Annotated in this window: 26 protein-coding genes; 16 read left to right on the forward strand and 10 right to left on the reverse strand. The window is 72.2% G+C overall.

What is annotated here, in order from left to right:
- Window positions 1-96: 96 nt before the first annotated feature.
- The 5 genes from hutU to MJ604_RS16330 all read left to right on the forward strand — a co-directional run bounded on the left by hutU (window position 97) and on the right by MJ604_RS16330 (window position 5,118).
- Window positions 97-1,755 (forward strand): urocanate hydratase, encoded by a 1,659-nt coding sequence (gene hutU / locus MJ604_RS16310; protein ID WP_243059559.1) that lies wholly within the window; start codon window positions 97-99, stop codon window positions 1,753-1,755.
- 53 nt (window positions 1,756-1,808) lie between these two features.
- Window positions 1,809-2,741 carry an amidohydrolase family protein gene (locus tag MJ604_RS16315; RefSeq protein WP_243059560.1) on the forward strand — a complete coding sequence of 311 codons (933 nt, stop codon included), beginning with the start codon at window positions 1,809-1,811 and terminating at the stop codon, window positions 2,739-2,741.
- The gene (locus MJ604_RS16320; protein WP_243059561.1) at window positions 2,738-3,286 is read left to right on the forward strand and encodes a cysteine dioxygenase family protein; all 549 of its coding nucleotides are present in this window, start codon (window positions 2,738-2,740) and stop codon (window positions 3,284-3,286) included. Before MJ604_RS16315 ends, MJ604_RS16320 begins: the two co-directional genes overlap by 4 nt.
- A gap of 84 nt (window positions 3,287-3,370) precedes the next feature.
- Window positions 3,371-4,375: a M48 family metallopeptidase gene (locus MJ604_RS16325; protein ID WP_243059562.1), complete on the forward strand. Its 1,005-nt coding sequence runs from the start codon at window positions 3,371-3,373 to the stop codon at window positions 4,373-4,375.
- A 47-nt stretch (window positions 4,376-4,422) separates the two neighbouring features.
- Window positions 4,423-5,118: a CopG family transcriptional regulator gene (locus MJ604_RS16330; protein ID WP_243059563.1), complete on the forward strand. Its 696-nt coding sequence runs from the start codon at window positions 4,423-4,425 to the stop codon at window positions 5,116-5,118.
- Here MJ604_RS16330 and MJ604_RS16335 read toward each other — a convergent pair.
- The 8 genes from MJ604_RS16335 to MJ604_RS16370 all read right to left on the reverse strand — a co-directional run bounded on the left by MJ604_RS16335 (window position 5,115) and on the right by MJ604_RS16370 (window position 12,300).
- On the reverse strand, window positions 5,115-5,258 hold the full coding sequence (locus MJ604_RS16335) for a hypothetical protein (protein ID WP_243059564.1): 144 nt from the start codon (window positions 5,256-5,258) through the stop codon (window positions 5,115-5,117). The two genes, MJ604_RS16330 and MJ604_RS16335, sit on opposite strands and share 4 nt — an antisense overlap.
- Window positions 5,259-5,329: 71 nt before the next feature.
- On the reverse strand, window positions 5,330-6,196 hold the full coding sequence (locus MJ604_RS16340) for a CoA ester lyase (protein WP_243059565.1): 867 nt from the start codon (window positions 6,194-6,196) through the stop codon (window positions 5,330-5,332).
- On the reverse strand, window positions 6,193-7,281 hold the full coding sequence (locus tag MJ604_RS16345; RefSeq protein WP_243059566.1) for a CoA ester lyase: 1,089 nt from the start codon (window positions 7,279-7,281) through the stop codon (window positions 6,193-6,195). Before MJ604_RS16345 ends, MJ604_RS16340 begins: the two co-directional genes overlap by 4 nt.
- A gap of 159 nt (window positions 7,282-7,440) precedes the next feature.
- The gene (locus MJ604_RS16350) at window positions 7,441-8,286 is read right to left on the reverse strand and encodes a 3-hydroxybutyryl-CoA dehydrogenase (RefSeq protein ID WP_243059567.1); all 846 of its coding nucleotides are present in this window, start codon (window positions 8,284-8,286) and stop codon (window positions 7,441-7,443) included.
- A gap of 15 nt (window positions 8,287-8,301) precedes the next feature.
- Complete coding sequence (locus tag MJ604_RS16355; protein WP_243059568.1) at window positions 8,302-8,826, reverse strand: DUF1992 domain-containing protein; 525 nt, start codon at window positions 8,824-8,826, stop codon at window positions 8,302-8,304.
- Window positions 8,827-8,841: 15 nt separating this feature from the next.
- Window positions 8,842-10,284 carry an MFS transporter gene (locus MJ604_RS16360; protein ID WP_243059569.1) on the reverse strand — a complete coding sequence of 481 codons (1,443 nt, stop codon included), beginning with the start codon at window positions 10,282-10,284 and terminating at the stop codon, window positions 8,842-8,844.
- A complete protein-coding gene (locus tag MJ604_RS16365) occupies window positions 10,281-11,609 on the reverse strand; it encodes a M20/M25/M40 family metallo-hydrolase (protein WP_243059570.1) in 1,329 nt (442 codons plus the stop codon). The genes MJ604_RS16360 and MJ604_RS16365 overlap by 4 nt, the downstream gene beginning before the upstream one ends.
- A gap of 82 nt (window positions 11,610-11,691) precedes the next feature.
- Window positions 11,692-12,300, reverse strand: coding sequence for a nitroreductase family protein (locus MJ604_RS16370; RefSeq protein WP_243059571.1), 609 nt, complete (start codon window positions 12,298-12,300; stop codon window positions 11,692-11,694).
- Window positions 12,301-12,307: 7 nt separating this feature from the next.
- Between MJ604_RS16370 and MJ604_RS16375 the strand changes: the two genes are divergently transcribed.
- The 11 genes from MJ604_RS16375 (at window position 12,308) to MJ604_RS16430 (ending at window position 24,072) form a co-directional block, all read left to right on the forward strand.
- Window positions 12,308-13,495, forward strand: coding sequence for an allantoate amidohydrolase (locus MJ604_RS16375; protein WP_243059572.1), 1,188 nt, complete (start codon window positions 12,308-12,310; stop codon window positions 13,493-13,495).
- The gene (locus MJ604_RS16380; protein ID WP_243059573.1) at window positions 13,492-14,730 is read left to right on the forward strand and encodes a formimidoylglutamate deiminase; all 1,239 of its coding nucleotides are present in this window, start codon (window positions 13,492-13,494) and stop codon (window positions 14,728-14,730) included. The genes MJ604_RS16375 and MJ604_RS16380 overlap by 4 nt, the downstream gene beginning before the upstream one ends.
- Window positions 14,715-15,860: an imidazolonepropionase gene (gene hutI / locus MJ604_RS16385; RefSeq protein ID WP_243059574.1), complete on the forward strand. Its 1,146-nt coding sequence runs from the start codon at window positions 14,715-14,717 to the stop codon at window positions 15,858-15,860. The genes MJ604_RS16380 and hutI overlap by 16 nt, the downstream gene beginning before the upstream one ends.
- Window positions 15,857-16,459, forward strand: coding sequence for an alpha/beta hydrolase (locus MJ604_RS16390; RefSeq protein WP_243059575.1), 603 nt, complete (start codon window positions 15,857-15,859; stop codon window positions 16,457-16,459). Before hutI ends, MJ604_RS16390 begins: the two co-directional genes overlap by 4 nt.
- Before the next feature lie 14 nt (window positions 16,460-16,473).
- Window positions 16,474-17,466 carry a hypothetical protein gene (locus MJ604_RS16395; RefSeq protein ID WP_243059576.1) on the forward strand — a complete coding sequence of 331 codons (993 nt, stop codon included), beginning with the start codon at window positions 16,474-16,476 and terminating at the stop codon, window positions 17,464-17,466.
- Window positions 17,467-17,562: 96 nt separating this feature from the next.
- A complete protein-coding gene (locus MJ604_RS16400) occupies window positions 17,563-17,715 on the forward strand; it encodes a hypothetical protein (RefSeq protein WP_243059577.1) in 153 nt (50 codons plus the stop codon).
- A 103-nt stretch (window positions 17,716-17,818) separates the two neighbouring features.
- Complete coding sequence (locus tag MJ604_RS23985) at window positions 17,819-20,737, forward strand: AAA family ATPase (protein WP_308194150.1); 2,919 nt, start codon at window positions 17,819-17,821, stop codon at window positions 20,735-20,737.
- 136 nt (window positions 20,738-20,873) lie between these two features.
- Complete coding sequence (locus tag MJ604_RS16415) at window positions 20,874-21,056, forward strand: hypothetical protein (RefSeq protein ID WP_243059578.1); 183 nt, start codon at window positions 20,874-20,876, stop codon at window positions 21,054-21,056.
- Between the two features lie 161 nt (window positions 21,057-21,217).
- Window positions 21,218-22,318 carry a cupin domain-containing protein gene (locus MJ604_RS16420; RefSeq protein WP_243059579.1) on the forward strand — a complete coding sequence of 367 codons (1,101 nt, stop codon included), beginning with the start codon at window positions 21,218-21,220 and terminating at the stop codon, window positions 22,316-22,318.
- A 23-nt stretch (window positions 22,319-22,341) separates the two neighbouring features.
- Window positions 22,342-23,211 (forward strand): sucrase ferredoxin, encoded by an 870-nt coding sequence (locus MJ604_RS16425; protein WP_243059580.1) that lies wholly within the window; start codon window positions 22,342-22,344, stop codon window positions 23,209-23,211.
- A 12-nt stretch (window positions 23,212-23,223) separates the two neighbouring features.
- Window positions 23,224-24,072: an acyl-CoA thioesterase domain-containing protein gene (locus MJ604_RS16430; RefSeq protein WP_374458356.1), complete on the forward strand. Its 849-nt coding sequence runs from the start codon at window positions 23,224-23,226 to the stop codon at window positions 24,070-24,072.
- Here MJ604_RS16430 and MJ604_RS16435 read toward each other — a convergent pair.
- Window positions 24,057-24,602, reverse strand: a complete 546-nt coding sequence (locus tag MJ604_RS16435) for a hypothetical protein (protein WP_243059582.1) — start codon at window positions 24,600-24,602, stop codon at window positions 24,057-24,059. The two genes, MJ604_RS16430 and MJ604_RS16435, sit on opposite strands and share 16 nt — an antisense overlap.
- 120 nt (window positions 24,603-24,722) lie before the next feature.
- A complete protein-coding gene (locus tag MJ604_RS16440; protein WP_243059583.1) occupies window positions 24,723-25,433 on the reverse strand; it encodes an SDR family NAD(P)-dependent oxidoreductase in 711 nt (236 codons plus the stop codon).
- Between the last annotated feature and the right edge of the window lie 83 nt (window positions 25,434-25,516).

Genomic DNA, 25,516 nt, shown 5'->3' on the forward strand with positions numbered 1-25,516 from the left:
ACCACCGGTGACGTCGCTCCAGGTCGTCTCGCATCCGAGACGGACGGCCCGGTCCCGCTCTGGCGGGTACCGGGCCGTTCGCCGTTCACTGGAGGCATGACCAACCCTCGCCTGCCGATCCATGCCGCCACCGGCACCGAGCTGACCGCGAAGTCGTGGCAGACCGAGGCGCCGCTGCGGATGCTGATGAACAACCTCGACCCCGAGAACGCCGAGCGTCCCGAGGACCTCGTCGTGTACGGCGGCACCGGCAAGGCCGCGCGGAACTGGGAGTCGTACGACGCCCTCGTGCGCACGCTCACGACGCTCGAGGACGACGAGACGATGCTCGTGCAGTCCGGCAAGCCGGTCGGTGTGATGCGGACCCACACCTGGGCGCCGCGGGTGCTGATCGCGAACTCCAACCTGGTCGGCGACTGGGCGAACTGGGAGGAGTTCCGTCGGCTCGAGGACCTCGGCCTCACGATGTACGGCCAGATGACCGCGGGCTCGTGGATCTACATCGGCACCCAGGGGATCCTGCAGGGCACGTTCGAGACGTTCGCCGCCGTCGCCGACAAGAAGTTCTCGGGAACCCTGGCCGGGACCATCACCGTGACCGCGGGCCTCGGCGGCATGGGTGGCGCGCAGCCGCTTGCGGTCACCATGAACGACGGCGTCGTGATCTGCATCGAGTGCGACCAGTCGCGCATCCAGCGCCGGATCGACCACCGCTACCTCGACGTGCAGGCGTCGTCGCTGGCGGAGGCCGTCGAGATGGCCGTGCAGGCGCGCGACGAGCGCCGGCCGCTGTCGATCGGCGTGCTCGGCAACGCCGCCGCGATGCTGCCGGAGCTGCTGGAGACGGACGCCCCGATCGACATCGTCACCGACCAGACCTCGGCCCACGACCCGCTGTTCTACCTGCCGGTCGGCGTGCCGTTCGAGGAGTGGGAGTCGCGCCGGACCGCCGCCCCGGAGGGCTTCACCAAGGAGGCCCAGGCGTCGATGGCCGCCCACGTCCGCGCGATGGTGGAGTTCCAGGACCGCGGCGCCGAGGTCTTCGACTACGGCAACTCGATCCGCGACGAGGCCCGCAAGGGCGGCTACGACCGGGCGTTCGAGTTCTCGGGCTTCGTGCCGGCGTACATCCGACCGCTGTTCTGCGAGGGCAAGGGCCCCTTCCGCTGGGCCGCGCTGTCCGGCGACCCGGCCGACATCGCCGCGACCGACAAGGCGATCCTCGAGCTGTTCCCCGAGAACGAGCGGCTGCGGAAGTGGATCACGATGGCCGGCGAGCGCGTGCACTTCCAGGGCCTGCCGGCGCGGATCTGCTGGCTCGGGTACGGCGAGCGCCACCTGGCGGGGCTGAAGTTCAACGAGATGGTGGCGTCCGGCGAGCTCAAGGCGCCGGTCGTGATCGGTCGCGACCACCTCGACTGCGGCTCGGTCGCCTCGCCGTACCGCGAGACCGAGGCGATGCTCGACGGCTCGGACGCCATCGCCGACTGGGCGCTGCTCAACGCGCTGGTCAACACCGCGTCGGGCGCCACCTGGGTGTCGATCCACCACGGTGGCGGCGTCGGCATGGGGCGGTCCATCCACGCCGGCCAGGTCTGCGTCGCGGACGGCACCGCGCTCGCGGCCGAGAAGATCGAGCGGGTGCTGACCAACGACCCCGGCATGGGCGTGATCCGGCACGTCGACGCAGGCTACGACCGCGCCGCCGAGGTCGCGGCCGAGCGCGGCGTCCTGGTGCCCATGCTCGAAGGCTGAGACACGGCGAGCCGCTGTCTTAATGCTCATAGTCGAGTGACATACTCGACTATGTGAAGACCTTCCCCTCTTCCGTCGGCCCCGTCGTCGACTGCCACCAGCACCTGTGGCCCGCCGCGTTCGTCGACGCGCTGCGACGACGCACTCACGGCCCACGGCTGGAGGGCTGGACGCTGCACCTCGACGGCGAGCCGCCGTACGACGTCGACCCGGCCGACCACGACCTGGTCCTGCGGCGGAAGACCGACGTGGCCGACGGCATCGACCTCGCGCTGCTGTCGCTCTCCAGCCCGCTCGGCATCGAGACCCTGGATGCCGACGAGTCCGCGCCGTTGCTGGACGCCTGGCACTCGCTGGCCGACGACCTCGAGCGTGACGCCGTCGACGGCTACGGCATCTGGGCGTCGGTCAACGTCGCCGAGCCGGGCCTCGACGACCTCGCGGCGCTGCTGCGGCACCCGCGCGTGCACGGCCTCCAGGTGCCGGCGACCGCGCTGGCCGACCCGGCCGCGCTCGAGCGGCTCGCCCCCGTCCTCGCCGTCGTCGAGGCCGCCGACCTGCCCGTCCTCGTCCATCCCGGGCCGGCCGACGCGAGCCCGGGCGTGCCCGGCTGGTGGCCCGCGCTGACGTCGTACACCGCCCAGCTGACCGCCGCGTGGTTCGCCTGGCACGTCGCCGGCCGCCCGCTGCTGCCCCGCCTGCGCATCGCCTTCGTCGGGCTGGCCGGCCTGGCGCCGCTGCACCACGAGCGGCTGGCCCAGCGCGGCGGCACGCTCGGCGCGATCGACCCGCTCGTGCACTACGAGACGTCGTCGTACGGCATGCGCGCGATCGACGCGATGGTCCGCGTGGTCGGCATCGATCCCCTCGTGCACGGCTCGGACCGTCCGTACGCCCAGCCCACCGACCCCGGTCTCGGTGACGCCTTCACCCAGTCCCTCTTCGTCACCAACCCCGCGCACCTGCTGAACGGAGCACCCCGATGACCATCGCCCCCGAGAAGCCGGCCGCCCCGTCCGCGGGCGCGCTGACCGCCGACCAGCTGCCGCCCCTCCCGGGCCGGGTGCTGGAGCCCGCCGAGCTGCTCGCCTGGGTGCGCGAGCTGGCCGCCGACCCCGAGCGCTGGGCGGCGCACGTCCGGCACGACACCGACGGGCGGCACTTCGTCTCGCTCTACCGTGACGCCGACATCGACGTCTGGCTGCTGTGCTGGAACACCGTCGACGACACCGGCTGGCACGACCACGACACCTCCGCGGGCGCGGTCGCGGTCACGCGCGGCGCGGTCGTCGAGAACCGGCCGCGCCTCGGCGGTGAGCCGGTCACCACGACCGTCGAGGCCGGGCGGGCGTTCGCCTTCGGTCCCGACCACATCCACCGGATGGCCGGCGCCGTCGACGGATCGGTGTCCATCCACGCCTACTCGCCCCCGCTGTGGCGGATGGGGCAGTACTCCATCAGCTCCTCGGGGGTCATGCGGCGCTACTCCGTGTCGTACGCCGACGAGCTGCGCCCCCTGGTCGGCGACTAGGGGCGCGCCCTCTCGCGAGTGCGGCGCCGTAGCAGGCCATCGACTTGCGAGACACACCCTGGGGGCTCCTGTCACAGTTGCCGGGTGACCAACGAGCCGATTCGTTCTCGCGCCACTCTCACCGGCATCAGCTCCCGCGCCTGGGAGCACCCCGCCGACCGGGGCGCCCTCGTCGCGCTGCGCAAGCTCAAGGGCTTCGACACCCTGCTCAAGGCGCTGTCGGGCCTGTTCAACGAGCGCGCCGTACGCCTGGTGTTCCTGGGCTCCGCGGTGCGTGTCGACGACCGCCAGTTCGCGCGGCTGAACCGGCTGCTCGGCGAGGTCGGGCGCACGCTCGACGCACCGGAGCTGCCCGAGATGTACGTCGTCACGAACCCGATGCCCGGCGCGCTGACGATCGGTATGAACAAGCCGTTCATCGTGCTCAACTCCGCTCTCGTCGACCTGCTCGACGAGGAGGAGCTGCGCTTCGTGATCGCCCACGAGCTCGGGCACGCGATGAGCGGGCACGCGGTCTACCAGACGATGCTGCAGCGGATGATCATGCTGACCGGCGTGCTCTCGCACGTTCCCGGCGGCGCGCTCGGCGCTCGCGCGATCATGGCCGCGCTCTACGAGTGGTCGCGCAAGTCCGAGCTGTCCGCCGACCGCGCCGGCCTGCTCGCGACCCAGGACCCGGCGACGGCGTTCCGCGTGCACATGAAGCTCGCCAGCGGCGGCCACATCGACGACCTCGACCCGACGTCGTTCTTCGCGCAGGGGCAGGAGTACGACGACGCCGACCTGCGCGACTCGGTGCTCAAGCTGCTGCTCATCGAGAACCGCACGCACCCGTTCCTCGTCGTACGCGCGACCGAGCTGCGGCGCTGGGTCGACTCCGGCGACTACACCGCGGTGCTCGGTGGCGACTACCCGCGCCGCGAGGACGACGACTCCGCGAAGGTGTCCGCGGCCGCGGCCGAGGCGGCGCGCAGCTACAGCGAGACCTTCAAGCAGAGCCAGGACGCGCTGGGCAAGATGGTCCACGACGTGGCGGGCGTGCTCGGCAGCATGAAGCTCTGGCTGGACGAGCAGCTGCGCCGCGACTGAGTACCCGCGCTCATGACCGGCGGTGTCTCCGCCGCCACGCTCGGAGCATGAGAGATCTCCGCAGGCTGGTCGCCGCCGTCGTCATCGTCTCCTTCTCCCTCGCCGCTCTCCTCGGCATCGCCGTGCTCGTCGGCGCCGGCGAGTTCGGCGACACCGAGGCTCAGGTCCTCCTCACGACCGTCATCGTCGGCTTCGAGTCGGTCGCCGCGCTCTGCTACCTCGCGCTGGCCGGCCACCGTCTCGCCCTCGTCGGGGTCGCCGGCGGCGTGGTCTCGCTGGTCGCCACCGCGCTCGCGCTCTGGCTGACCTGGATCGAGGGGTACGGCGACGCACAGGTGTGGCAGGCGTTCGGGGTGGCCGTCACGATCGCCGCGTCGCTGGCGCAGGTCTCGCTGCTGCTCGCCCTCGTCGGCCGTCGTACCAGTCCGGTGCTGCTCGGCGGCACCCTGCTCGCCGTCACCGTGGTCGCCGGCATGGTCGTGCTGCCGATCGTCACCGAGGACGTGTTCAGCAGCGGCTACTGGCGGGTCTTCGGGGTCGTCGCGATCCTCGACGTCCTCGGCACGGTGGTCCTCATGGCGCTGGGCGTCTTCGGAGGCCGGGCGGAACAGCGCGAGGCGCGCCCCGAGTCGCGGCTCCTGTCAGCCGCGGTCGAGGCGCGCCTCGTCGAGACCGCACACCAGCGGGGTACGTCGCCGAGCCAGCTGGTCAGCGACGCGCTGGACGCGTACGTCGTTCGCTAGAACACCCGGCGGCGGGTGCCTCCGATCGGCACCAGGTTCAGGATCAGGCCGACGATGGCGAGGATCGCGCCGATCGCGGTCAGGATCGGGATGTCCGCGAGCAGGCCGATGAGCAGCAGGATGACGCCGAGAATGATCATTGCCGTGTTTCCTCCCTGTGGTGTCCCCGCGAAGCGGTACCCCCAGGCGGACCTGCCGCAAACCTTCCGGCTCAGGCCTGCAACGACCGGATGGCCTCGTCGATCGACAGCGTGCGGCGGGCGGACTCCACGTGGAGGTTCTCCACCATCCGGCCGTTGTAGGTGACCACGCCCGAGCCCTGGCCGTCCTCGAACGCCTGGATCAGCCCGCGGGCGTCCGCGACCGCCTGCTCGGACGGCGCGAACGCGGCGTTCGCCCCCTCGACCTGGCCGGGGTGGATCAAGGTCTTGCCGTCGAAGCCCATCTCGCGGCCCTGCTGGCACTCGGCCAGGAAGCCCTCGGTGTTCTTCACGTCGTTGTAGACGCCGTCGAGGATCGCGATGCCGGCCGCGCGGGCGGCGAGCAGCGCGGTGTGCAGGGACGGCAGGATCGGGGCGCGGCCGGGCACGTGCTCGGCGTACAGCTCCTTGACCAGGTCATTGGTGCCCATCACGAAGCAGCTCAGCCGCTCGCTCGCGCGGGCGATGCTCAGCACGTCGAGGATCGCGATCGGCGTCTCGATCATCGCCCACAGCCTGGTGTGGTCCGGGGCGCCGGCCTTCTCGAGCGCGGCCACCAGCTGCTGCACCTCGGCGGCGCTGTTGACCTTGGGCACGACGACCGCGTCCGGGCCCGCCGCGGCCGCGGCCGCGATGTCGGCGTCGTGCCACTCGGTGCCGAGCCCGTTGACCCGGATCGTCAGCGTGCGCCGGCCGTACTCGCCGGAGCCCACGGCCGCGGCAGCGGCCTCGCGAGCGTCGGGCTTGGCGTCGGGGGCGACGGCGTCCTCGAGGTCGAAGATGACGGCGTCGATCGGCAGGGTCTTGGCCTTCTCCAGCGCCTTGGCGTTGGAGCTGGGCATGTAGAGGACGCTGCGCAGCGGGGTGAACTCGCTCATGCCCCGACCTCGATCGCGTCGTACTGCGCCTTGAGCTCCGGGTCGATCGCGGCCAGCTGCTCCGCGAGCTCGACCATCACCAGGCACTGCTTGAGGGAGGCGTCGTCCTCCATCTTGCCGTCGAGCATCACCGCGCCGGTGCCGTCGCCCATGGCCGCGGCGACCCGGCGGGCGTGCGCGACGTCCTCGACGCTCGGGCTGAAGACCCGGTTGGCGATCGCGATCTGCTTGGGGTGCAGGCTCCAGGTGCCCACGCAGCCGAGCAGGAACGCGTTGCGGAACTGGTCCTCGCACGCGACCTCGTCGGCGATGTCGCCGAACGGGCCGTAGTAGGGGTAGATGCCGTTCATCGCACAGGCGTCGACCATCCGCGCGATCGTGTAGTGCCAGAGGTCCTGCTGGTACGTCGTACGCGTCGCGTTGATGTCGGCGACGCCGAGCTCGTTCTTCGGCGGGTCCTGGCGGACCAGGTAGCCGGGGTGACCGCCACCGACCCGCGTGGTCTTCATCCGGCGGTCGGCGGCGAGGTCGGCCGGGCCGAGCGAGAGGCCCTGCATGCGCGGGCTCGCGGCGCAGATCTCCTCGACGTTGGCGACGCCGCGCGCGGTCTCGAGGATCGCGTGGATGAGGATCGGGCGGCCCAGCCCGGCCTTCGCCTCGAGCTGGGCGAGCAGCCGGTCGACGTAGTGGATGTCCTCGGCGCCCTGGACCTTCGGCACCATGATCACGTCGAGCTTGTCGCCGATCGCGGGGACCAGCGTGGTCAGGTCGTCGAGCACCCAGGGGCTGTCGAGGGAGTTGATCCGGGTCCACAGCTGCGTGGGGCCGAAGTCCGTCTCCTGGGCGATCGTCACCAGGCCCTCGCGGGCGGCCGTCTTGTTGTCGGCCTTGATCGCGTCCTCGAGGTTGCCGAGCAGCACGTCGACCTTGCCGACCATGTCGGGGATCTTCGCCGCCATCTTCGGGTTGCTCGGGTCGAAGAAGTGGATCGCCCGGCTGGGCCGGGCCGGGATCTCCGTCAGGGGAGCCGGCGCCCCCACGGCGAGGGGTCGGAAGAAGTCCTTGGCGCTGCGCGATCCGCTCATGCGGCGGAACGTAGCAGCGGATGCTTACTCGCGGGTATGACCGATCTGACATCTGTCGGAATCACCGGTGCACCGGTGAAACTGGCACTTCTCGGCCGTTGCAACGCCTGAGAAGTGCCGGAATCACCGGTGCACCGGTGAAACCGCGGGCTCGCCAGCTCAGCTGTACGTGTAGAACCCGCGGCCGGTCTTGCGACCGAGGAGACCCGCGTCGACCATCCGCTGCAGCAGCGGCGGGGCGGCGTACAGCGGCTCCTTGAACTCCTCGTAGAGCGACTCGGCCACGGCCTTGGTGGTGTCCAGGCCGATCAGGTCGGCCAGCGCCAGCGGGCCCTGCGGGTGGGCGGCGCCGAGCACCAGGCCGCGGTCGATGTCCTCGGCCGAGGCGAAGCCCGACTCGTACATGCGGATCGCCGACAGGATGAACGGGATCAGCAGCGAGTTCACGACGAACCCGGCGCGGTCCTGGCAGTCGATCGCCTGCTTGCTCAGGCCCTCCTCGACCCAGGCGCGCGAGCGCGAGGTGGTCTCGGGCGAGGTGAGCAGCGACGGCACGAGCTCGACGAGCTGCAGCACCGGCACCGGGTTGAAGAAGTGGATGCCGATCACCTGGGTCGGGCGCGAGGTGACCACGCCGAGCTTCATGATCGGGATCGACGACGTGTTCGACGCGAGGATCGCGTCGGGGGCGGTCACGATCGTGTCGAGCCGCTTGAACAGGTCGACCTTCGCGGACTCGTCCTCGACGATCGCCTCGACGACGACCTCGCGGTCGGCGAGCGCGCCGAGGTCGGTGACGACCTGGATCCGCGCGAGCACGGCGTCCGCCGAGTCGATCTTGCCCTTGCTCTCGGCGCGCTGCAGCGACTTCTCCAGCCGACCGAGCGCCGCCTTGGCGGCGTCGTCGCTCGACTCGACGACGATGACGTCCTGTCCGGCTCGCGCGCTGACCTCGGCGATGCCCGAGCCCATCAGGCCGCCGCCGACCACTCCCACGTTCAACATGTGCTCCCCATCGACCTAGCGTCTGTTACGACGATTCCACCAGTGTCGCCGCGGGGTCTTCGCACCGGGCTCGATCCGTGGGACGGCGCGGAAGGCGGCGTACCGCTCCCGCCAGGCCGCGACGGTCGCCTCGACGTCGCGCGGCATCGTCGTCAGCGGCGGTCCCTGCGGGAGGGAGTAGCGGGCCTGGATGACCCGCTCGTTGAAGTCCTCGATGTGCTCGCGCACCTCGGACTCGACGGTCATCGTGTCGAGTACGTCGTCGAGCTCGTCGTTCTCCCTGCGCAGCGCGAGGCTCGGCGGCAGGATCGCGATCTGCTCGCGGTCGACCAGCTTCTTGACCCACCAGTCGGGGTCGTGCGTCTCGCCGAGACCCTCGATCGGCTTGCCCGCGCCGGGGAGGTTGTCGAACTCGCCGCGGCGCATCGCGCGGGCGATCTGGAGGTCGACCCACGTCGACTGCTGGGCCATCCGGGCCGCGGCCGCCGCCTTCTCCGCGGCCTCGCGGCTCAGCTTCTGCTCCTCCGGGGAATCGGGCACCTCCCGAGAATACGTCTAGGGCAACACCGGGACGGCTTCGTCGGCGACGTGACGCGGGAGCATCAGCAGCGCCACGGCGGCCAGCAGCGCCGCCACCGCGCAGACCGCCCACACGGTCAGGTAGCCGGACAGCGCGGCGTGCCCTTCCTCGGGTACGTCGAGCGAGCCGGTGGACGACAGCGCGATCGCGAAGACCGCGGAGGCGATCGCGCCGCCGATCGTCTTGGTGCCGTTGGTCATGCCGGTGGCGAAGCCGGTCCGCTCGGGCGGTGCGGCCGCGGCGGCGGTGGCCGGCAGCGCGGCGACCAGGGCGCCCGAGCCGAGCCCGGCGACCGCCATGTTCAGCAGCGCCTGCCAGGTCTCGTCGTGGAACACCAGCCACATGCCGTACCCGACCGCGACCAGGACCGCGGACGCGACGAGGGCACCGCGCGGGCCGAGCGCGCGGGTCGTGAGCGGCAGCGTGAACGCTCCGATCGCCAGGAAGATCACGTAGACGCCGATCAGCGTCGAGACGAAACCGGCGTCCGCGCCGAGGCCGTAGCCCGCGACGTCGGGGTCGGTGCGGGCGAACGTCGACAGCGGGATCTGCGCTCCGAGCACGGACATGCCGAACAGGAACGCGGTCAGCTGCACCGGCCACTGCCCGGGTGCGCTCAGCAGGCGGACGTCGACGATCGGCTCGTCCTGCGCCAGCTCGTACTTCGTGAACGGCAGCAGCACGGCCAGGCCGATCACGATCAACGCCCAGGCGGCCACGCTGCCGACGCCGTCGAGGCGGATCACGACGAGGCCGGCCATCACCAAGGTGAGCGCGGCAGTGAGGAGGCCGAGCCCGACCAGGTCGAAGCCGCCCCCGGACGTGCCCGGCGCGTCCTCGACGCCGAACCAGATCACGAAGAACACGGCGGTCACGACGATCGCCGGGAGCGCGAGCAGGAACGTCATCGAGGTCGCCTCGACGAGCGCGCCACTGGTCAGCGCGCCGATGATCACGGCCAGCTCGAGCGCGCCGACGAGCACGCCGGCGGCGCGGCGGGTCAGCAGGTTCTGCCGGCCGGTGCCGGCCGTACGCCGATAGATGATCGCGACCTCGAGCGGCAGCCAGACGACGTACGCGCCCTGGAGCGCGGCGCCGATGAGGAACGTCGTGAAGCCCGGCGCGAACGCCATGACCCACGAGCCGAGAGCCGTGACCGCGGTCGAGAGCAGCAGCACCTTCTTGTGGCCGACCATGTCGCCGAGCCGGGCGAGCGGCGGGATCACCAGCGCCGAGACGATCAGCTGGGCGGCCTCGAACCAGTTGACGTCGGCGTCACTGATGCCGAGGTGGTCGGCGATGTCGCTGAAGATCGGCGTGTAGTAGCCCTGCAGGACACCGCTGGCGAGCTCGACGCAGACCAGGAACCCGACGACGGCGGCGAGGCCGCGCACCCGCGGGTCGCTGGTGACTGTCATGCGGGGAGCCTCTCGATCAGGCGCTGGTACCAGCGCACGCCGTCGACCAGCGCGTCCACCCCGAGGTGCTCGTCGTACGTGTGGATCGACCCACGCTGCTCCTTCGTCATCCGGAACGGCGCGAACCGGTAGACGCGGGGGCAGATCTTCGTGAAGTGCCGCGAGTCGGTGGCGGCCATCATGACGTACGGCGCGGGCACGGCGTCGGGGAACACGTCGACGATCGTGGCCTCGATCAGCTCGAACGCCTCGTCCATCGGCGACACCGGGCACGGGTCGTTGCCCTCGAGCAGGGTCACCTGTACCTGGTCGTCGTCCACGGTCCTGCGGACGTGCTCGAGGACCGAGGCGACCGTGTCGCCGACGGTGATCCGGATGTTCACGCCGGCCTTGGCGGTGCTCGCGATGACGTTGAGGGCCGGGGACCCGGAGAGGGTGGTCATCGCGAACGTCGTCCGTGCGGTCGCCGCGGTCTCGGGTCCGAGCGCGACCAGGGCCTTGGTGACCAGGGGCTTGATCCGGCCGGCGTTCTGCATCACCGGGCGCAGCGCCGCGGGCGCGTGCGGGGCGAGCCGGCGGAACAGCTCGAGTGTCGGCTCGGGGACGTGAGCAGGCATCTGGTGGCGGTCGAGGCGCTGGAGGGCGCGGGCGATGCGCACTGTGGGGGCGTTGCGGGCCGGGGTGGAGGCGTGGCCGCCGGCGCCGTCGACGCGCAGCTCGAGCGACGTCACGCCCTTCTCGGTGACGCCGACGACGCCGATCGGCACGTCGATGCCGGGGAACGCCTCGGTCGCGACGGCGCCGCCCTCGTCGATCACCATCCAGGGGCGTACGCCGCGGCGGGTCAGCTCCTCGACCGCCAGCCGGGCCGCCGAGCCCGAGACCTCCTCGTTGCACCCGAACGACAGCCACACGTCCTGCGCCGGGGTGAAGTCCTCCGCGAGCAGGGTCTCCACTGCTTCGCAGATCGCGACGAGCTCGCCCTTGTCGTCGAGGGTGCCGCGGCCCCAGATCGCGCCGTCGTGGATCTCGGCGCCGAACGGCGGGTGCTGCCAGACGGCGTCACCGTCCACCGGGACGACGTCGAGGTGCGCCATCAGCACGAGCGGACGCTCGGCGCTGCGGCCGGCCCAGTGGAACAGCAGGCCGTGGGTGTCGACGCGGGTCAGGCCGAGCCGCTCGTGCACCAGCGGGAACTGGGCGGCGAGCTCCACGAGGAACGCGTCGAACGCCGCGACGTCGACCCGGTCCCAGTCGGGGTACGAGACCGTGGGGATACGGACCAGGGTCTGGAGCTTGCCGACGACGCGATGGTTGCTGCTCACGGGCCGAGGCTAAGCGTCTCGGATGTGAGACTCGGACCGGACGGCGGTCGTTGACCCGGCCCGTCCGTGCCGATGGACTGGGCTAGTGCCCCCAACGCCCGCGATGCACCAGGTCCTCCACGGGCTTCCGGGCGCGCCGGCTCGGCGAGCCGGCGGCGCCCTCGTCCTGGACCGGGTGACCGATCGTCACGACGCCGACCGGGTCGAAGTCCTCGTGGATCCCGAACGCCTCGCGCACCGCGTCCTGCCGCGGCGTCGGCACGCCGATGAAGCACGACGCCAGGCCGTGGTCGGTCGCGGTCTGCAGGATCAGCAGCGCGGCCATCGCGGTGTCCATGTCCCAGAACGGCTTCGGCCAGCGCGCCTCGTCCTGGTCGGTCCAGCCCTTGTCGGACTCCGCGTACCGGCGGAGGTACGCCGCCTTGCTGGAGCACGGCAGGATCACCACCGGCGCCTTCATCATGCCGGCGAGCCACTCGTCCGGCTCGTCGACGTTCTCGGCTGTCGCCTCCCAGTAGCGACGTACGTCCTCGGGGGTGTCGAGGACCAGGAACGCCCACCCCTGGCTGAAGCCCGCGTTGGGTGCGCGGGTGGCATTGCGCAGCGCGAGGTCGACGATCGCCGGGTCCACCGGGTCGGTCGAGTAGTTGCGGACCATCTTGCGGTGACGTACGACGTCCTGGAACTCCATGGGGGGAATGGTGCCTGACGACTTCGAACGGATGTGGGCCGACCTGGCCCCGGTCGGGCGATCGGCCCGGTCGGGTGGCTACTTCCGGCAGCCGTTCACGACCCCCGAGCGCGAGCTGAGCGCGTGGTTCGTCGAGCAGCTCGAGGCACGCCGGCTGCGCATCGAGACCGACGTCTTCGGCAACGTCGTGGGCTGGTGGGACGCCGGCGAGGGCCCGGCCGTGCTGACCGGCTCCCACCTGGACTCCGTGCTCGACGGCGGTGCGTACGACGGCCCGCTCGGAGTGGTCTCGGCGCTGGCCGCGATCGACCTGATGCGCGCGCGGGGCGTCGTACCGGCGCGGCCCATCGGGGTCTCGGTGTTCGTCGAGGAGGAGGGCTCACGCTTCGGGCTGGCCTGCCTCGGCTCGCGGCTGGCCACCGGCGCGACGTCGTGGGAGACCGCGCGGGCGCTGCAGGACCGCGACGGCGTCGCGCTGGGCGACGTCGTGGAGGGCGGCACCTCCTCGCTGCTCCAGGACGTCGGGACGTTCGTGGAGCTGCACGTCGAGCAGGGCCGCGACCTCGTCGACCGGGGTGCCGCGGTGGGGGTGGCGAGCGAGATCTGGCCGCACGGGAGGTACCGCTTCGACTTCACCGGCTCGGCGAACCATGCCGGGACGACCCGCATGGAGGACCGGCAGGACCCGATGCTGACCTATGCGATGACCGCGCTCGCGGCGAACAAGCAGGCGCGGCTCGCGGGCCAGCGCGCGACGTTCGGCCGGGTCTCGGTCGAGCCGAACGGGACCAACGCGGTGCCGTCGAAGGTCACCGCCTGGCTGGACGCGCGGTGCTCGTCCGACGACGCGCTCGCCGACCTCGTCGAGGTCGTGTCGCGGCAGGCGGCCGACCGGGCCGACCGGGACGGGACCGCCGTCGAGGTGACCGCGGAGTCGGTCTCGGGCTCGGTCGCGTTCGACCCCGACCTCGCCGCTCGCGTGGCCGTCGACCACGAGGGACCGGACTGGCCGGTCATCCCGACGCAGGCCGGCCACGACGCCGGGATCCTCTCTGCTGCTGGGATCCCGACCGCGATGCTGTTCGTCCGCAACCCGACCGGCGTCTCGCACTCACCCGACGAGCACGCCGAGGTCGCGGACTGCCTGGTCGGCGTCTCGGCGCTCGCCGACACCCTCGAGAGGCTGACCAGGTGACGTCGTACCTCCTGGAGCGGGCCTGGGTCGACGGCGCCGTCCGCGACGACGTGCTGGTGGAGATCGAGGACGGACGCTTCACTGCTGTTACTCCAGGCTCAGGAGTAGACAAGTTTCCCCGGTCGACCGGGGAAACTGTCCTCCCCGGCCTCACCATCCCCGGCCTCGTCAACGACCACAGCCACGCGTTCCACCGCGCCCTGCGCGGCCGCACCCAGCGCGAGCGGGGGACGTTCTGGACCTGGCGCGAGCAGATGTACGCAGTCGCCGAGCGGCTCACGCCCGACACGTACTTCGACCTCGCGCGGGCGACGTACCGCGAGATGGTGGCGGCGGGGTACACGTCGGTCACCGAGTTCCACTACCTCCACGAGCCCGAGCCCGCGATGAGTGACGCCCTGCGGTCGGCCGCCGCCGAGGCCGGGATCGGGATCACGCTGCTCGACACCTGCTACGTCAGCAGCGGCTTCGGCGCACCGCCCGAGGGAGTGCAGCGGAGGTACAGCGACGGCACCGCGCAGCGGTGGGCCGAGCGCGTCGGCGACGGCCCGGCCGCGATCCACTCGGTGCGCGCGGTGCCGCGCGACCAGCTGCACGTGTTCCGTGGCCGCGCGCCGCTGCACGTCCACCTCTCGGAGCAGGTCGCGGAGAACGAGGCCTGCCTGGCGGCGTACGGCGTCACCCCGACCCGGCTGCTCCACGACGAGGGGCTGCTCGGTCCCGGCACGACCGCCGTCCACGCCACGCACCTGACCGACGAGGACATCGCGCTCCTGGGGACGACGAGGACCAACGTCTGCATCACCCCGACCACCGAGCGCGACCTCGCCGACGGCATCGGGCCCGCGCGCCGGCTGGCCGAGGCCGGCTGCCGGCTCACGATCGGCAGCGACAGCCACGCCGTGATCGACCCGTTCGAGGAGCTGCGCGGGCTCGAGATGGACGAGCGCTTGGCGACGCAGGTGCGCGGGCACTGGTCCGCCGTGGAGCTGCTGGAGATCGGGACCGCGACCCGGATCGCGGTGGGTGAGCGCGCTGACCTGGTCACGATCGACACCGCCAGCCCGCGCACCGGCGGCACCGGCGCCGACGAGAACACCGCGGTCTTCGCGGCGACCGGGGCCGACGTCACCGACGTGGTCATCGGCGGCGCACACGTCTACACGAGCGCGGACGACGAGGCGATCGGGCGCGAGCTCGAGGCCGCGATGGGAGACCTGTGGCGACGACCTTGATCACCAACATCGGGGAGCTCTTCACGAGCGACCCCGAGGGAGCGTCGACCGTCGAGGACGCCGCCCTCGTCATCGAGGGCAGCACGATCGCGTGGGTCGGCTCCGCCGCAGGGGCGCCGGCCGCCGACGAGATGGTCGACGCGGGCGGTCGCGCGGTGATCCCCGGGTTCGTCGACAGCCACTCGCACCTGGTGTTCGCCGGCGACCGGGCCCAGGAGTTCGCGGCGCGGATGACCGGGACGCCGTACGCCGCCGGCGGCATCCGCACCACCGTCGCCGCCACCCGCGCGGCCACCGACGAGCAGCTCACCAGCCACGTCGCCCGGCTGGTCGCCGAGATGCGCCGCCAGGGGACGACGACCATCGAGATCAAGAGTGGGTACGGCCTCACCGTGCACGACGAGGCGCGCAGCCTGGCGGTGGCCCGGCAGTTCACCGAGGAGACGACGTTCCTCGGTGCCCACGTCGTGCCCGAGGGCGACCCGGGGGAGTACGTCGACCTCGTCACCGGCCCCATGCTCGACGCCGCGAAGGAGCACGCCCGCTGGATCGATGTGTTCTGCGAGCGCGGCGCGTTCGACGTCGACCAGGCGCGCGCGATCCTCGACGCCGGTGCCGCCGCCGGTCTGCGCGGCCGGCTGCACGCCAACCAGCTCACGTACGGCGGCGGCGTCCGGCTCGCCGCGGAGCTGGGCCTGGTCGCCGTCGACCACTGCACCTACCTCGCCGACGAGGACGTCGCCGCCCTGCGCGACAGCGGCACCATCGCCACGCTGCTGCCCGGCGTCGAGTTCTCGACGAAGCAGCCGTACCCCGACGCGCGCCGCCTCCTCGACGCCGGCGTCCGGGTCGCGCTGGCGTCCGACTGCAACCCCGGCTCGTGCTTCACCAGCAGCGTCCCGCTCTGCATCGCCCTCGCCGTGCGCGAGATGGGGATGTCGCCGGCCGAGGCACTGCACGCCGCGACGTACGTCGGTGCCGCCGCACTCGACCATGACGACGTCGGCGTGCTCGCGCCCGGGAAGCGGGCCGACCTGGTGCTGCTCGACGCGCCCAGCCACGTGCACCTCGCGTACCGCCCCGGCGTGCCGCTGGTGCTCGGCACCTGGGTCGGCGGCCGGCCGACGTGAGCGAACCCCGCCTCGTCGAGATCCAGCGCCCGCGGGAGCCCCGCGGCCAGGTGCTGGTACTGCACGGGGGTGCCAGCCGGCCGGGGAGCACCTCGGTCAGCCCGGCCCAGCTGTCGGTGCTGCGGATGGTGCCGATCGCGCAACGGATCGCCCGGGCGGACCGGAGCCTGGCCGTCGTGCGCGTGCTGAACTCCCGTCGCGGCTGGGACACCGAGCGCACGCCGGTCACCGACGTCGACTGGGCGCTGGACGAGCTGCGCGAGCGCAACGGCTCGCTGCCGACCTGCCTGGTCGGGCACTCGCTCGGCGGTCGCGCCGCGATCCTGGCGGGTGACGCCGACGGCGTCCGCGGCGTGGTGGCGCTGAACCCGTGGGTCTACCCGCACGACGACGCCGACCTGTCCGGCCGTCGGGTCCTGATCGTGCACGGCACCGAGGACCGAGTGGCGCCGATCGAGCGGGCCCGGGCGGTCGCGCGCAACCTCTCCCGTCGTACCGACGTCGAGCTCGTGGAGGTCCCCGGCGGCAAGCACGCGATGCTGCGCCACGGCCGGACGTTCGAGGTTGCCGCAAGCCGCTTCGCGACCGACGTGCTCTGACCTAGGGTCGGCGGATGCGGACTCGGCTGCTCGCCCTCCTCTCCGCCGCCGCGCTCGCGATCGGGCTCACGCCGGCGGCCGTCGCCGCGCCGGCGGACTGGCACGACCTCGGGCTGGCGCACGCGGACCGGCGGCAGGTGCACTTCCGGGGCGCAGCGCTTCCGCGGCCCGGGTCCCTCGCCGCCATCGCCGTCACAGCCGACAGCGCCGTGGTCATGTCCGGCATGCCGAACGAGCCGGCCAACCGGCTGGTCCTGCTGCCGGGCGGCACCACCATCGGCCGCCACGTGCGCGGCATCCCGATGGCCGAGGTCGCGGGTCACCGGGTGTTCTGGACGAGCAAGCACGGCCACGGCGACTTCCGGCTGCACGCCTACGACACCTCGACCGGTACGTCGTACGAGCACCCCCTCGGGCGGGTCCGGTGGATCGTGGCCGCCGTCGACGGCGACACGGCGTACGGCTCTCGGATCGAGAGCAACCGCTGGAGCGCCTGGACCCCGGGCACCGGCTTCCAGCGCCTGGAGCTCCCGGCGGACGCCATCCTCACGGACGTGTCCGGGGGGATGGTCAGCCTGCTCGCCGAGGACGACGCTCCGTCGATCGTGGCCCCGGACGGCGCCGTGCTCGCCTCCGGTGTCACCGGGTGGCTGACCTTCGACCCGTCCGGCGCCTACGCGGCGCAGCTCGGGGAGTGGGGCGTCGGCGTCTGGGACGTCGCGCACGCCCGCTCGATCAAGCTCGTGAATCTCGACGGCCGGCGCTGGTTCGACCCGGTCTGGGCGGCGAACGGCGAGCTCGTGGTCACGACGTACACCAGCCGGCGCGACGAGCGCCACTGGGACGACGCGAACCCGGTCGTGCACCACCGGTGCCCGATGGCCGTCGACGCCGTGGTGGCGGCGTGCACCGTGGTGCCGACCCGGCAGCCCCACCCGACCGGCCTGGACCCGATCTTCGGGGTGACGGCGCTCGACCAGCTGATCGCGCTGGACCTGTTCGCCTAAGGCGGCAGCTACCTCAGATAAGGCACCTTCCCGATGTGCGGGCCTACCTCAGGCGACGAACCTCGTGCTCACCACCACAGCACTGAGGAGCACATCATGGACAACAGCATCATCCTCCGGGACTTCGCCAGGAGCGAGCTCGAGTACCGGTCGCGCCGGATCCAGTCCGACCTGGCCGGCCGCCGCAAGCGCCGCGCGCTCACCCGCGGCACCGACATCGACGGACTCACCTGGACCAAGGTGCGCTGACGGGCACGCGGAGATGGGTGAGCGCAGCCTGAAGCTGGTCCCCGGAGGCCTCCGGGACGGTATTCAGGAGCAACCGACAACAGAACACGAGATCATGGGCGGCGTGGCAGCACAGACAAGCCGGACTCTGATCGGGCGCGACGCCGAGCTGACGGAGATTGCTTCGCTGCTCGGCGTTCGCTCGTCCGACGGTCCGGGCGTGGTGCTGCTGTCCGGCGACGCCGGGGTCGGCAAGACCCGGCTGCTCGTCGAGCTGCGCGACCTCGCCTTCACCGAGGGCTGGCAGGTCTGCGCGGGGCACTGCCTCGACTTCGGCGACAGCGCCCTGCCGTACCTCCCGTTCTCCGAGGTGCTGGGTCGCCTCGGCACCGACCTCCCGCAGATCGTGGAGGAGGTCGCCGCGCAGCACCCGGCGCTGGCCCGGCTGCAGCCCGGACGACGCGTGATGGGCTCCGCCGAGCGGGGCGACGACGCCGCGGCGCTCGACCGCGCCGACCTGTTCGAGGCCGTCCACGCGCTCCTCGAGGCGGCCGCCGCCAAGGCCCCGCTGCTCCTCGTCATCGAGGACACCCACTGGGCCGACCAGTCGACCCGCGACATGCTGAGCTTCCTGTTCTCCCGTGGCTTCGAGGGTCCGGTGGCCCTGGTGGTGTCGTACCGCTCCGACGACCTCCACCGCCGCCACCCGCTGCGCCGCCAGGTCGCGGAGTGGTCCCGCGTCCGGGGTGTGCAGCGCGTGGCGCTGTCCCCGCTGCCCGACGACGCGGTGCGCGCCCTCATCGCCGAGCTGGTGCCCGAGGGCCTGGCCGAGAAGGAGCTCGGCGACATCGTCGACCGCGCGGAGGGCAACGCGTTCTTCGTCGAGGAGCTCACCAGCGCCGCCTCCGGGCCCGGCAGCTGGGTCCCCGCCGACCTCGCCGACGTGCTCCTGGTGCGGCTCGACCGGCTCGACGACACCGCGCGGCAGGTGGTCCGCGCGGCGAGCGTCGCCGGTCGCAAGGTCTCCCACGAGATGCTCGCCGGCGCCTCCGGCCTCGACCTCGGCGCGCTCGACGAGGGCCTGCGCAAGGCCGTCGAGATGAACGTCCTGGTCGCCAGCCCGGGCAGCTACTCCTTCCGCCACGCGCTCCTCGGTGAGGCGGTCTACGACGACCTGCTGCCCGGTGAGCGGGTCCGCCTGCACACGCAGTACGTCGCGGCGCTCCAGGCCGGCGAGGTGCGCGGCACCGCCGCCGAGCTCGCCCGGCACGCCCGCCTGGCCAACGACCTCGACACCGCCCTGTCGGCGAGCATCCAGGCCGGCAACGAGGCCATGCGCGTCGGCGGTCCGGACGAGGCGGCGTACCACTACCAGCAGGCGCTCGAGCTGCTCTCCGACCCGCGCCGCTGCGCCCAGGTCGACCTCGACCTGTCCAAGCTCGTCGTCAGCGCCGCGGAGGCGCTGTCGGCCAGTGGCGACCCCGAGCGCTCGGTCAAGGTGCTCGCCGAGCAGATCGAGCGGCTGCCCGTGAACGCGCCGAGCTCGTGGCGCGCCCGGATGATGTCCACCCAGGCGATCATGATCATGAACACCGAGATCCTCGACGACCCGGTGCAGCTCTCGACCGAGGCCCTGGCGCTGGTGCCCGACGGCGACAGCGGGCTGCGGACGCGCGTGCTGGCCGACCACGCACGCGTGCTGGCCGCGATGGGCCACTACGACGAGGCACAGGCCGTCGGCATGGACGCCCTCACCCTCGCCGAGAAGCTCGACCTGCACGAGCTCGCCTCCGAGGTGATCACCACGCTCAGCGGGCTCAAGAAGTCCGGGCCGAAGGAAGGACTGCGCGCCGCGCTGGCGGACGCCGTCGTCCGCGCAGAGGAGTCGGGCGCGCTCGGCTCCGAGCTGCGGGCGCGCTACCTGCTCGGCCGCTCGTACGAGGACTTCGCGGAGTTCGACGAGACCGAGAAGTGGTTCCGCAGCGCCATCGACCGCGCGGTCCGCGCCGGCCAGCCGTTCGCGCCGTACGGCTTCGAGGCGCGCTGGCAGCTGGCCTGGGTGTACGAGGTCCAGGGCAGGTGGGACGAGATGCTGGTCCTCACCGACGACCTCTCGGGCAACCCGCCGCCGATCCCGCGTGCGCTGCTGGCCTCGCTCCGCTTGCGTGTGCAGCAGGCGCGCGGCCTCGACGCGGACGCCCGCAAGCTGCGCAAGTTCTGGGCGCGCGAGGGTGGCGTCGCCATCAACGCCGCCTCGATCGAGATGGATGCCGCCGGCCTGCGCGGCGACGCGGCCGGGGCGATCGAGGTGTACGACGAGGTCGTCTCCGTGCTCAGTCGCATCTGGCACGAGTGGTTCAGCGCCCGGATCCGGCTCGGTGCGGTCACGATCGGAGCGGTCGCGCAGGCGATGCCCAGCCTGTCCGCGGCCGAGCGGGCGTCGTACGTCGAGCGGATCGACCGGATCCACGCCGACGGCCACGTCGTGCTCGACCGGTACTCCGACCCCTCCGGGCACTGGGGTCCCGAGGGCCGGGCCTGGATGAAACGCCTCGACGCCGAGACGCTGCGTGCCCGCTGGCTCGCCGGCGTCGACGCGCCACCGCTCGACGCGCTGGTCGACACCTGGCGCGACGCGGTCGCGCTCTACGAGGACTTCGGGCACGTCTACGAGCTGGCCCGGGTCCGCGCGACGCTGGCCGGGATCCTGCGCGCCTCCGGCGATCTCGCGGGTGCCCGCGAGCTCGCCGACCGGGCCCGCGAGGCCGCCCACCGGCTCGGTGCCCAGCCCCTGCTCGACGAGCTCCGGTCGATCGGCACCACGCCGGTCCGCGAGGAGCAGGCGCCCGACGCGCTCACCCCGCGCGAGAGCGAGATCCTCGCGCTGGTCGCCGAGGGCCGGAGCAACGGCGAGATCGGCAAGCAGCTGTTCATCAGCACCAAGACCGTCTCGGTGCACGTCTCGAACATCCTCGGGAAGCTCGACGCCTCGGGTCGGACCGAGGCCGCGGCGATCGCGCGTCGCCGAGGTCTGATCGGCTAGGGCGGGTCCCCGACGTCGGTGACCTGCTGCGCGCCGCTCGCGACGGCCACGCGTGAGAGACACGCCCGAGCGGTATACGCGGTTGGGTGATGGGTACATGATCGACACACCCAGCACCTCGACCCTTGGAGGACGCATGACCGACGAGCTCAACGACGACGACATGACCACCACCCCTCCGGGTGGCGACCCGGTGACCGGCGGCGACGCCGACGGCACCGACGGTGACGGCAGCGACGGCGACTCGCACGACAGCGACGGCACCGACGGTGACAGCACCGATGGCGACGGCAGCGACAGCGACGGCACCGACGGCTAGATGAGTAAGCCCGAGGGGTCGCGCACGCGAGCGGCGCGCAGCGCCGCGCTGGCAAGGCGCGGGAGCGATGTCGTACTTGCTCGTCCTGCGAGCGACCGCAACGTAGCCAGCGTGGATGTTGCGTGCCGCGCAGCGTGCGAGCCCTTGGGCTTGGTCATCTGGTGACTGCTCTCGACCTGCTCAGCGGTGACGCCCAGACCTTCCTCAGCAAGGTCTGGGCGTCCCGCGTCCACCTGCACCGGACCGACCCGGACTCCCTGGTCGGCCTGCTCTCGCTCGACGACGCCGACCACCTGCTGACGTCCACGGCGATCCGTACGCCGGCCGTCCGGGTGGCCAAGGACGGCGCGGTGCTGCCGGAGTCGTCGTACACCCGCAGCGCGACGCTCGCGGGCAAGCAGCTCAGCGGGCTGGTGGACTCCCGCAAGGCCCTGGACCTCTTCGCCGACGGCGCGACCGTGGTGTTCCAGGGGCTGCAGCGGTACTGGCCGCCGCTGACCCGGCTGGCCGCGGAGCTCGAGCTCGAGCTCGGCCACCCGGTGCAGGCCAACGCCTACCTCACGCCTCCCGGCTCGCAGGGCTTCGCGGTGCACTCGGACACCCACGACGTGTTCGTGTTCCAGACCGCCGGCTCGAAGCTGTGGGAGGTGCACGGCCAGGACGGACCCGAGGAGGTGCTCCTCGAGCCCGGCCTCGCGATGTACCTGCCGACCGGCACGCCGCACGCCGCCCGCGCGCAGGAGACCGTGTCGCTGCACGTCACCATCGGCATCAACCAGCTCACCTGGCGCGGGCTCCTGGAGCGGACCGTGCTGCCGCTGCTGTCCGGTGAGCACCTGCCCGCCGGCTACCTCGAGGACCCCGCCGCGCTCACCAGCGAGCTGGCCGACCGGCTCGAGCGGCTCGCCGCGGACCTGCGCGCCGTCGACACCGACGCTGCGGTCGAGGCCGAGATCCGCCGCTTCCTGACCTCGCGGCCGCCGCGACTGGCCGGGGGGCTGCACGACGTACTGACCGAGATCACCGGGACCACGACGCTGCGCCGCCGGCCCGGCCACCCCTGCGTGCTGCTCGACCGCGGCGAGCAGGTGGAGGTGCTGCTCGGGGACCGCGCGATCACCGTCCCCGCGTGGATCCGCCCGGCGCTCGACGCGATCCGCGTCGGCGGCGACTTCACGCCGGCCGACCTGCCGCTCGACGCGAGGAGCAACGTGGTGCTGTGCCGGCGCCTGGTCCGCGAAGGGCTGCTGGAGACCGCGTGACGTTCCGGTGTGCGGCTGAGAGCGTGCTGCGGGACGAGTCGCTCGCCGGCACCGCGACCCACGTGCGGACCTGGCTGCTCATCGAGCACGTCGGACCGTGGGGCAACAAGGCGCTGCTCGACGCCCGCCTTCCCGAGGGACTCGGCGCGGCGCTCACCCAGCAGGCCAAGGCGTACCGCGCCAAGATCCTGCTGATCCGCCGGTTCAGCTCGAAGCCCGACGGTGGCGGAACCCGGGTGTTCGCGGCCCACACCGGCCCGACCGGGGCACGGATGGAGAGCGGCGTGCTCACCGACGTGCGCGGGGTGCTCGACCTCGACCTGACCGCGTTCCGCGACGGCGGCAGCAGTGGGCTCGCGCCGTACGACCGCTCGGTCTTCTGCGTCTGCACCAACGGCCGCCACGACGTCTGCTGCGCCGAAAAGGGCCGCCCGGTCGCGCAGGCGCTCGACCGCGCGCACCCCGAGGAGACCTGGGAGGTCTCGCACATCGGCGGCGACCGGTTCGCGGCGAACATGGTCGTGCTCCCGCACGGTCTCTACTACGGGCGCCTGGACCCGGCGTCGGCGATCGCGGTCGCGGGGTCGCACCTGTCGGGGGAGCTCGTCCTCGACCACCTGCGCGGCAGCGCCGCGCAGCCGATGGCGGTGCAGGCGGCCGAGATCCACCTGCGCCGCGAGCTCGGAGCGACGCGGATCGAGGACGTCGTGCTCCGCGAGCGGGTGCTCGACGGTGACTTCACGTCGGCGTCGTTCTCGGTCGCCGGAGGGATGTACGCCGTCGTCGTACGCACCATCCACGACGCGCGGACGGCGTCCCGGCTCACGTGCAAGGCGACGCGTGACAACCCGATCCCCGGGCACGAGGTCGTCAAGGTCGTACGCCGGTCGTAGAGAATGTCGGCCGTGGCCGACGAGATCGCGTTCTTCACCCACCAGGGCGACACCCTGGTCCCCACCCCGCTTGCGTGCAGCATGTGGAGCGACGACCAGATGCACGGCGTCGCCCTGTCGGGCGCGTTGGCCCGGGCGGCCGAGCTGTGCCTGGCGACCGCGGGGCGGACCGACCTGAGGCCAGCGCGGTGGACGGTCGACCTGTTCAAGCCGGCCCGGATGATCCCGTGCACGTTCGCGACGGAGGTCGTGCGCGAGGGCTCGCGGATCTGCCTGGTCGACGTGACGATGACGCAGGAGGGCCGCCGGGTCGCCCGCGCGTCCGCGACGTTCCTCAAGCCGACCGAGTCCGCGCCTGGTGGCGTCTGGACGCCCGAGGAGCACCCGGAGCCGCCGCCGCTCGATGTCGCACCGGTGACCACCGAGCCGCGGGTGCCGTTCTTCCACTCGTCGGCCGGGTGGTCGCAGAACTTCACCGAGCACCAGAACGCCGACCGCAAGGCGTCGTGGAACAGCGGCATCCCGGTCGTCGCCGACGAGGTCTTCACCGGCTTCCAGGCCGCCGCTGCCATCGCCGACGGCGGCAGCATGGTGACCAACTGGGGCACCAACGGCGTGGAGTACATCAACACCGACATCGCCATGACGCTCGCCCGCGAGCCCGTCAGCGTCGAGATCGGCCTGGTCGCCACCGACCGCGTCGAGCGCGACGGCATCGCCGTCGGCACGGCCACGATGTTCGACCGCCAGGGCGCCCTCGGCACCGTGATCATCGCGGCGCTGGCCAACGCCCGCCGCACGGTGAACTTCGCCCACGTCGAGTACACCGACGACGGCGAGCGCCGTCAGGTCGACAGGTAGGCCAGCACGCCCTCGCCGCCGTCCCAGCGGCCGGTCAGGGTGGCGCCGGCGGGCACGGCGGCGCCGACCACGTGGACGACGACCAGCTCGCCCGGCTCGCCGCCGCTGCCGACCACGTGCACCGACGGGTCGCGGGTGACCTTCCGACCGTCGACCTCGAAGAACTCCTCGGCCTGGGTGCCGGCCGCGGTGATGGTGTCCGTCATCGCCGCCCGGAAGACCGGGTCGGCGGCGGCGTCGTACACCCAACGGGTGCCGAGCACGGAGTGCTCCATGGTGCCGACCAGCGCGTCCTCGGCACCCTCGAGCGGAGCGCCGCGGTAGGTCAGCGGCACGTGGACGGTGACCGCGCCGTCCTCGCTGCGCAACAGGATCCCCTCGATCCCGACCTCACCCTCCGGGTCGTCGATCCGGTAGCCGCCGACGCGGTCGAGCGCCGGCAGTCCTTCCGCCCAGGCCCGGCCGGGCAGCCAGGCCTCGATCAGCTCGACCTTGCCGGGGGTGAGGGTCGCGTCGTGGAGAAGAGCCATGGCCCGAGCCTAGGGGCGTCCGTGGTCGAGCAGCGAGCGCCAGCGAGCGTCGTCGAGACCCCGCGCCTGGACGCCTGCCTCGGCCCGCGGGGTCTCGACAAGCTCGACCACCGGCGACCGTCAGCCGAACGCCGCCATCACGTGCTGGTGGAGGTCCGGGTAGCGCATCAGGTGGGCGCCGCCGTTGATGTCGAGCACCTCGCCGGTCACCCACTGCGCCTTGGCCAGGTAGACCGCGGCCTCCGCGATCTCCTCGGGCGTGCCCGAGCGGCCCAGGGGAGTGTTCTCGAGGTAGTCGGCCTCGATGCCGGGGATGTCCATCGCGGGCTGCGTCAACGGCGTGACGACCAGGCCGGGCGCGATCGCGTTGACCCGGATGCCCGTCGGCCCGAGCTCGAGCGCCCCCACCTCGGTGAGCATCGAGAGTCCGGCCTTCGAGGCGCAGTACGGCGCCAGCCCGCCGCCGGGCTGCCGCCCGTTGAGTGACGACAGCGAGATGATCGAGCCGCCGGCGGACAGCCGCCGGCCGGCGTGCTTCATCACGATGAAGGCGCCCGTCAGGCAGACGTCGACGACCCGGCGCCACTCCGCCACGTCGAGCTCGGTGATCTGGCCGAGCGTGGAGACGCCGGCGCTGTTGACCACGCAGTCGAGCCGCCCGTGGGACGCGAGCACACCGTCGAGCATCGCCGCGACCGAGTCCTCGTCGGTCACGTCGGTCGCCGGCAGGTCGGCCACGACCACCCGCCAGCCGTCGTTCTCGAACGCCGTCGCGATCGCGGCGCCGATCCCCGACGCCCCACCGACCACGACCGCTACTGCCTCACCCATCCGGAACCTCCCTGGATTCAGTTGACGCGTGTCAACTTAGGGCCTACGGTCACGAAATAGAACAGGTTCCAGGTCTCGAAAAC

This window comes from Nocardioides sp. SR21, assembly GCF_022761125.1.
Taxonomy (GTDB): domain Bacteria; phylum Actinomycetota; class Actinomycetes; order Propionibacteriales; family Nocardioidaceae; genus Nocardioides.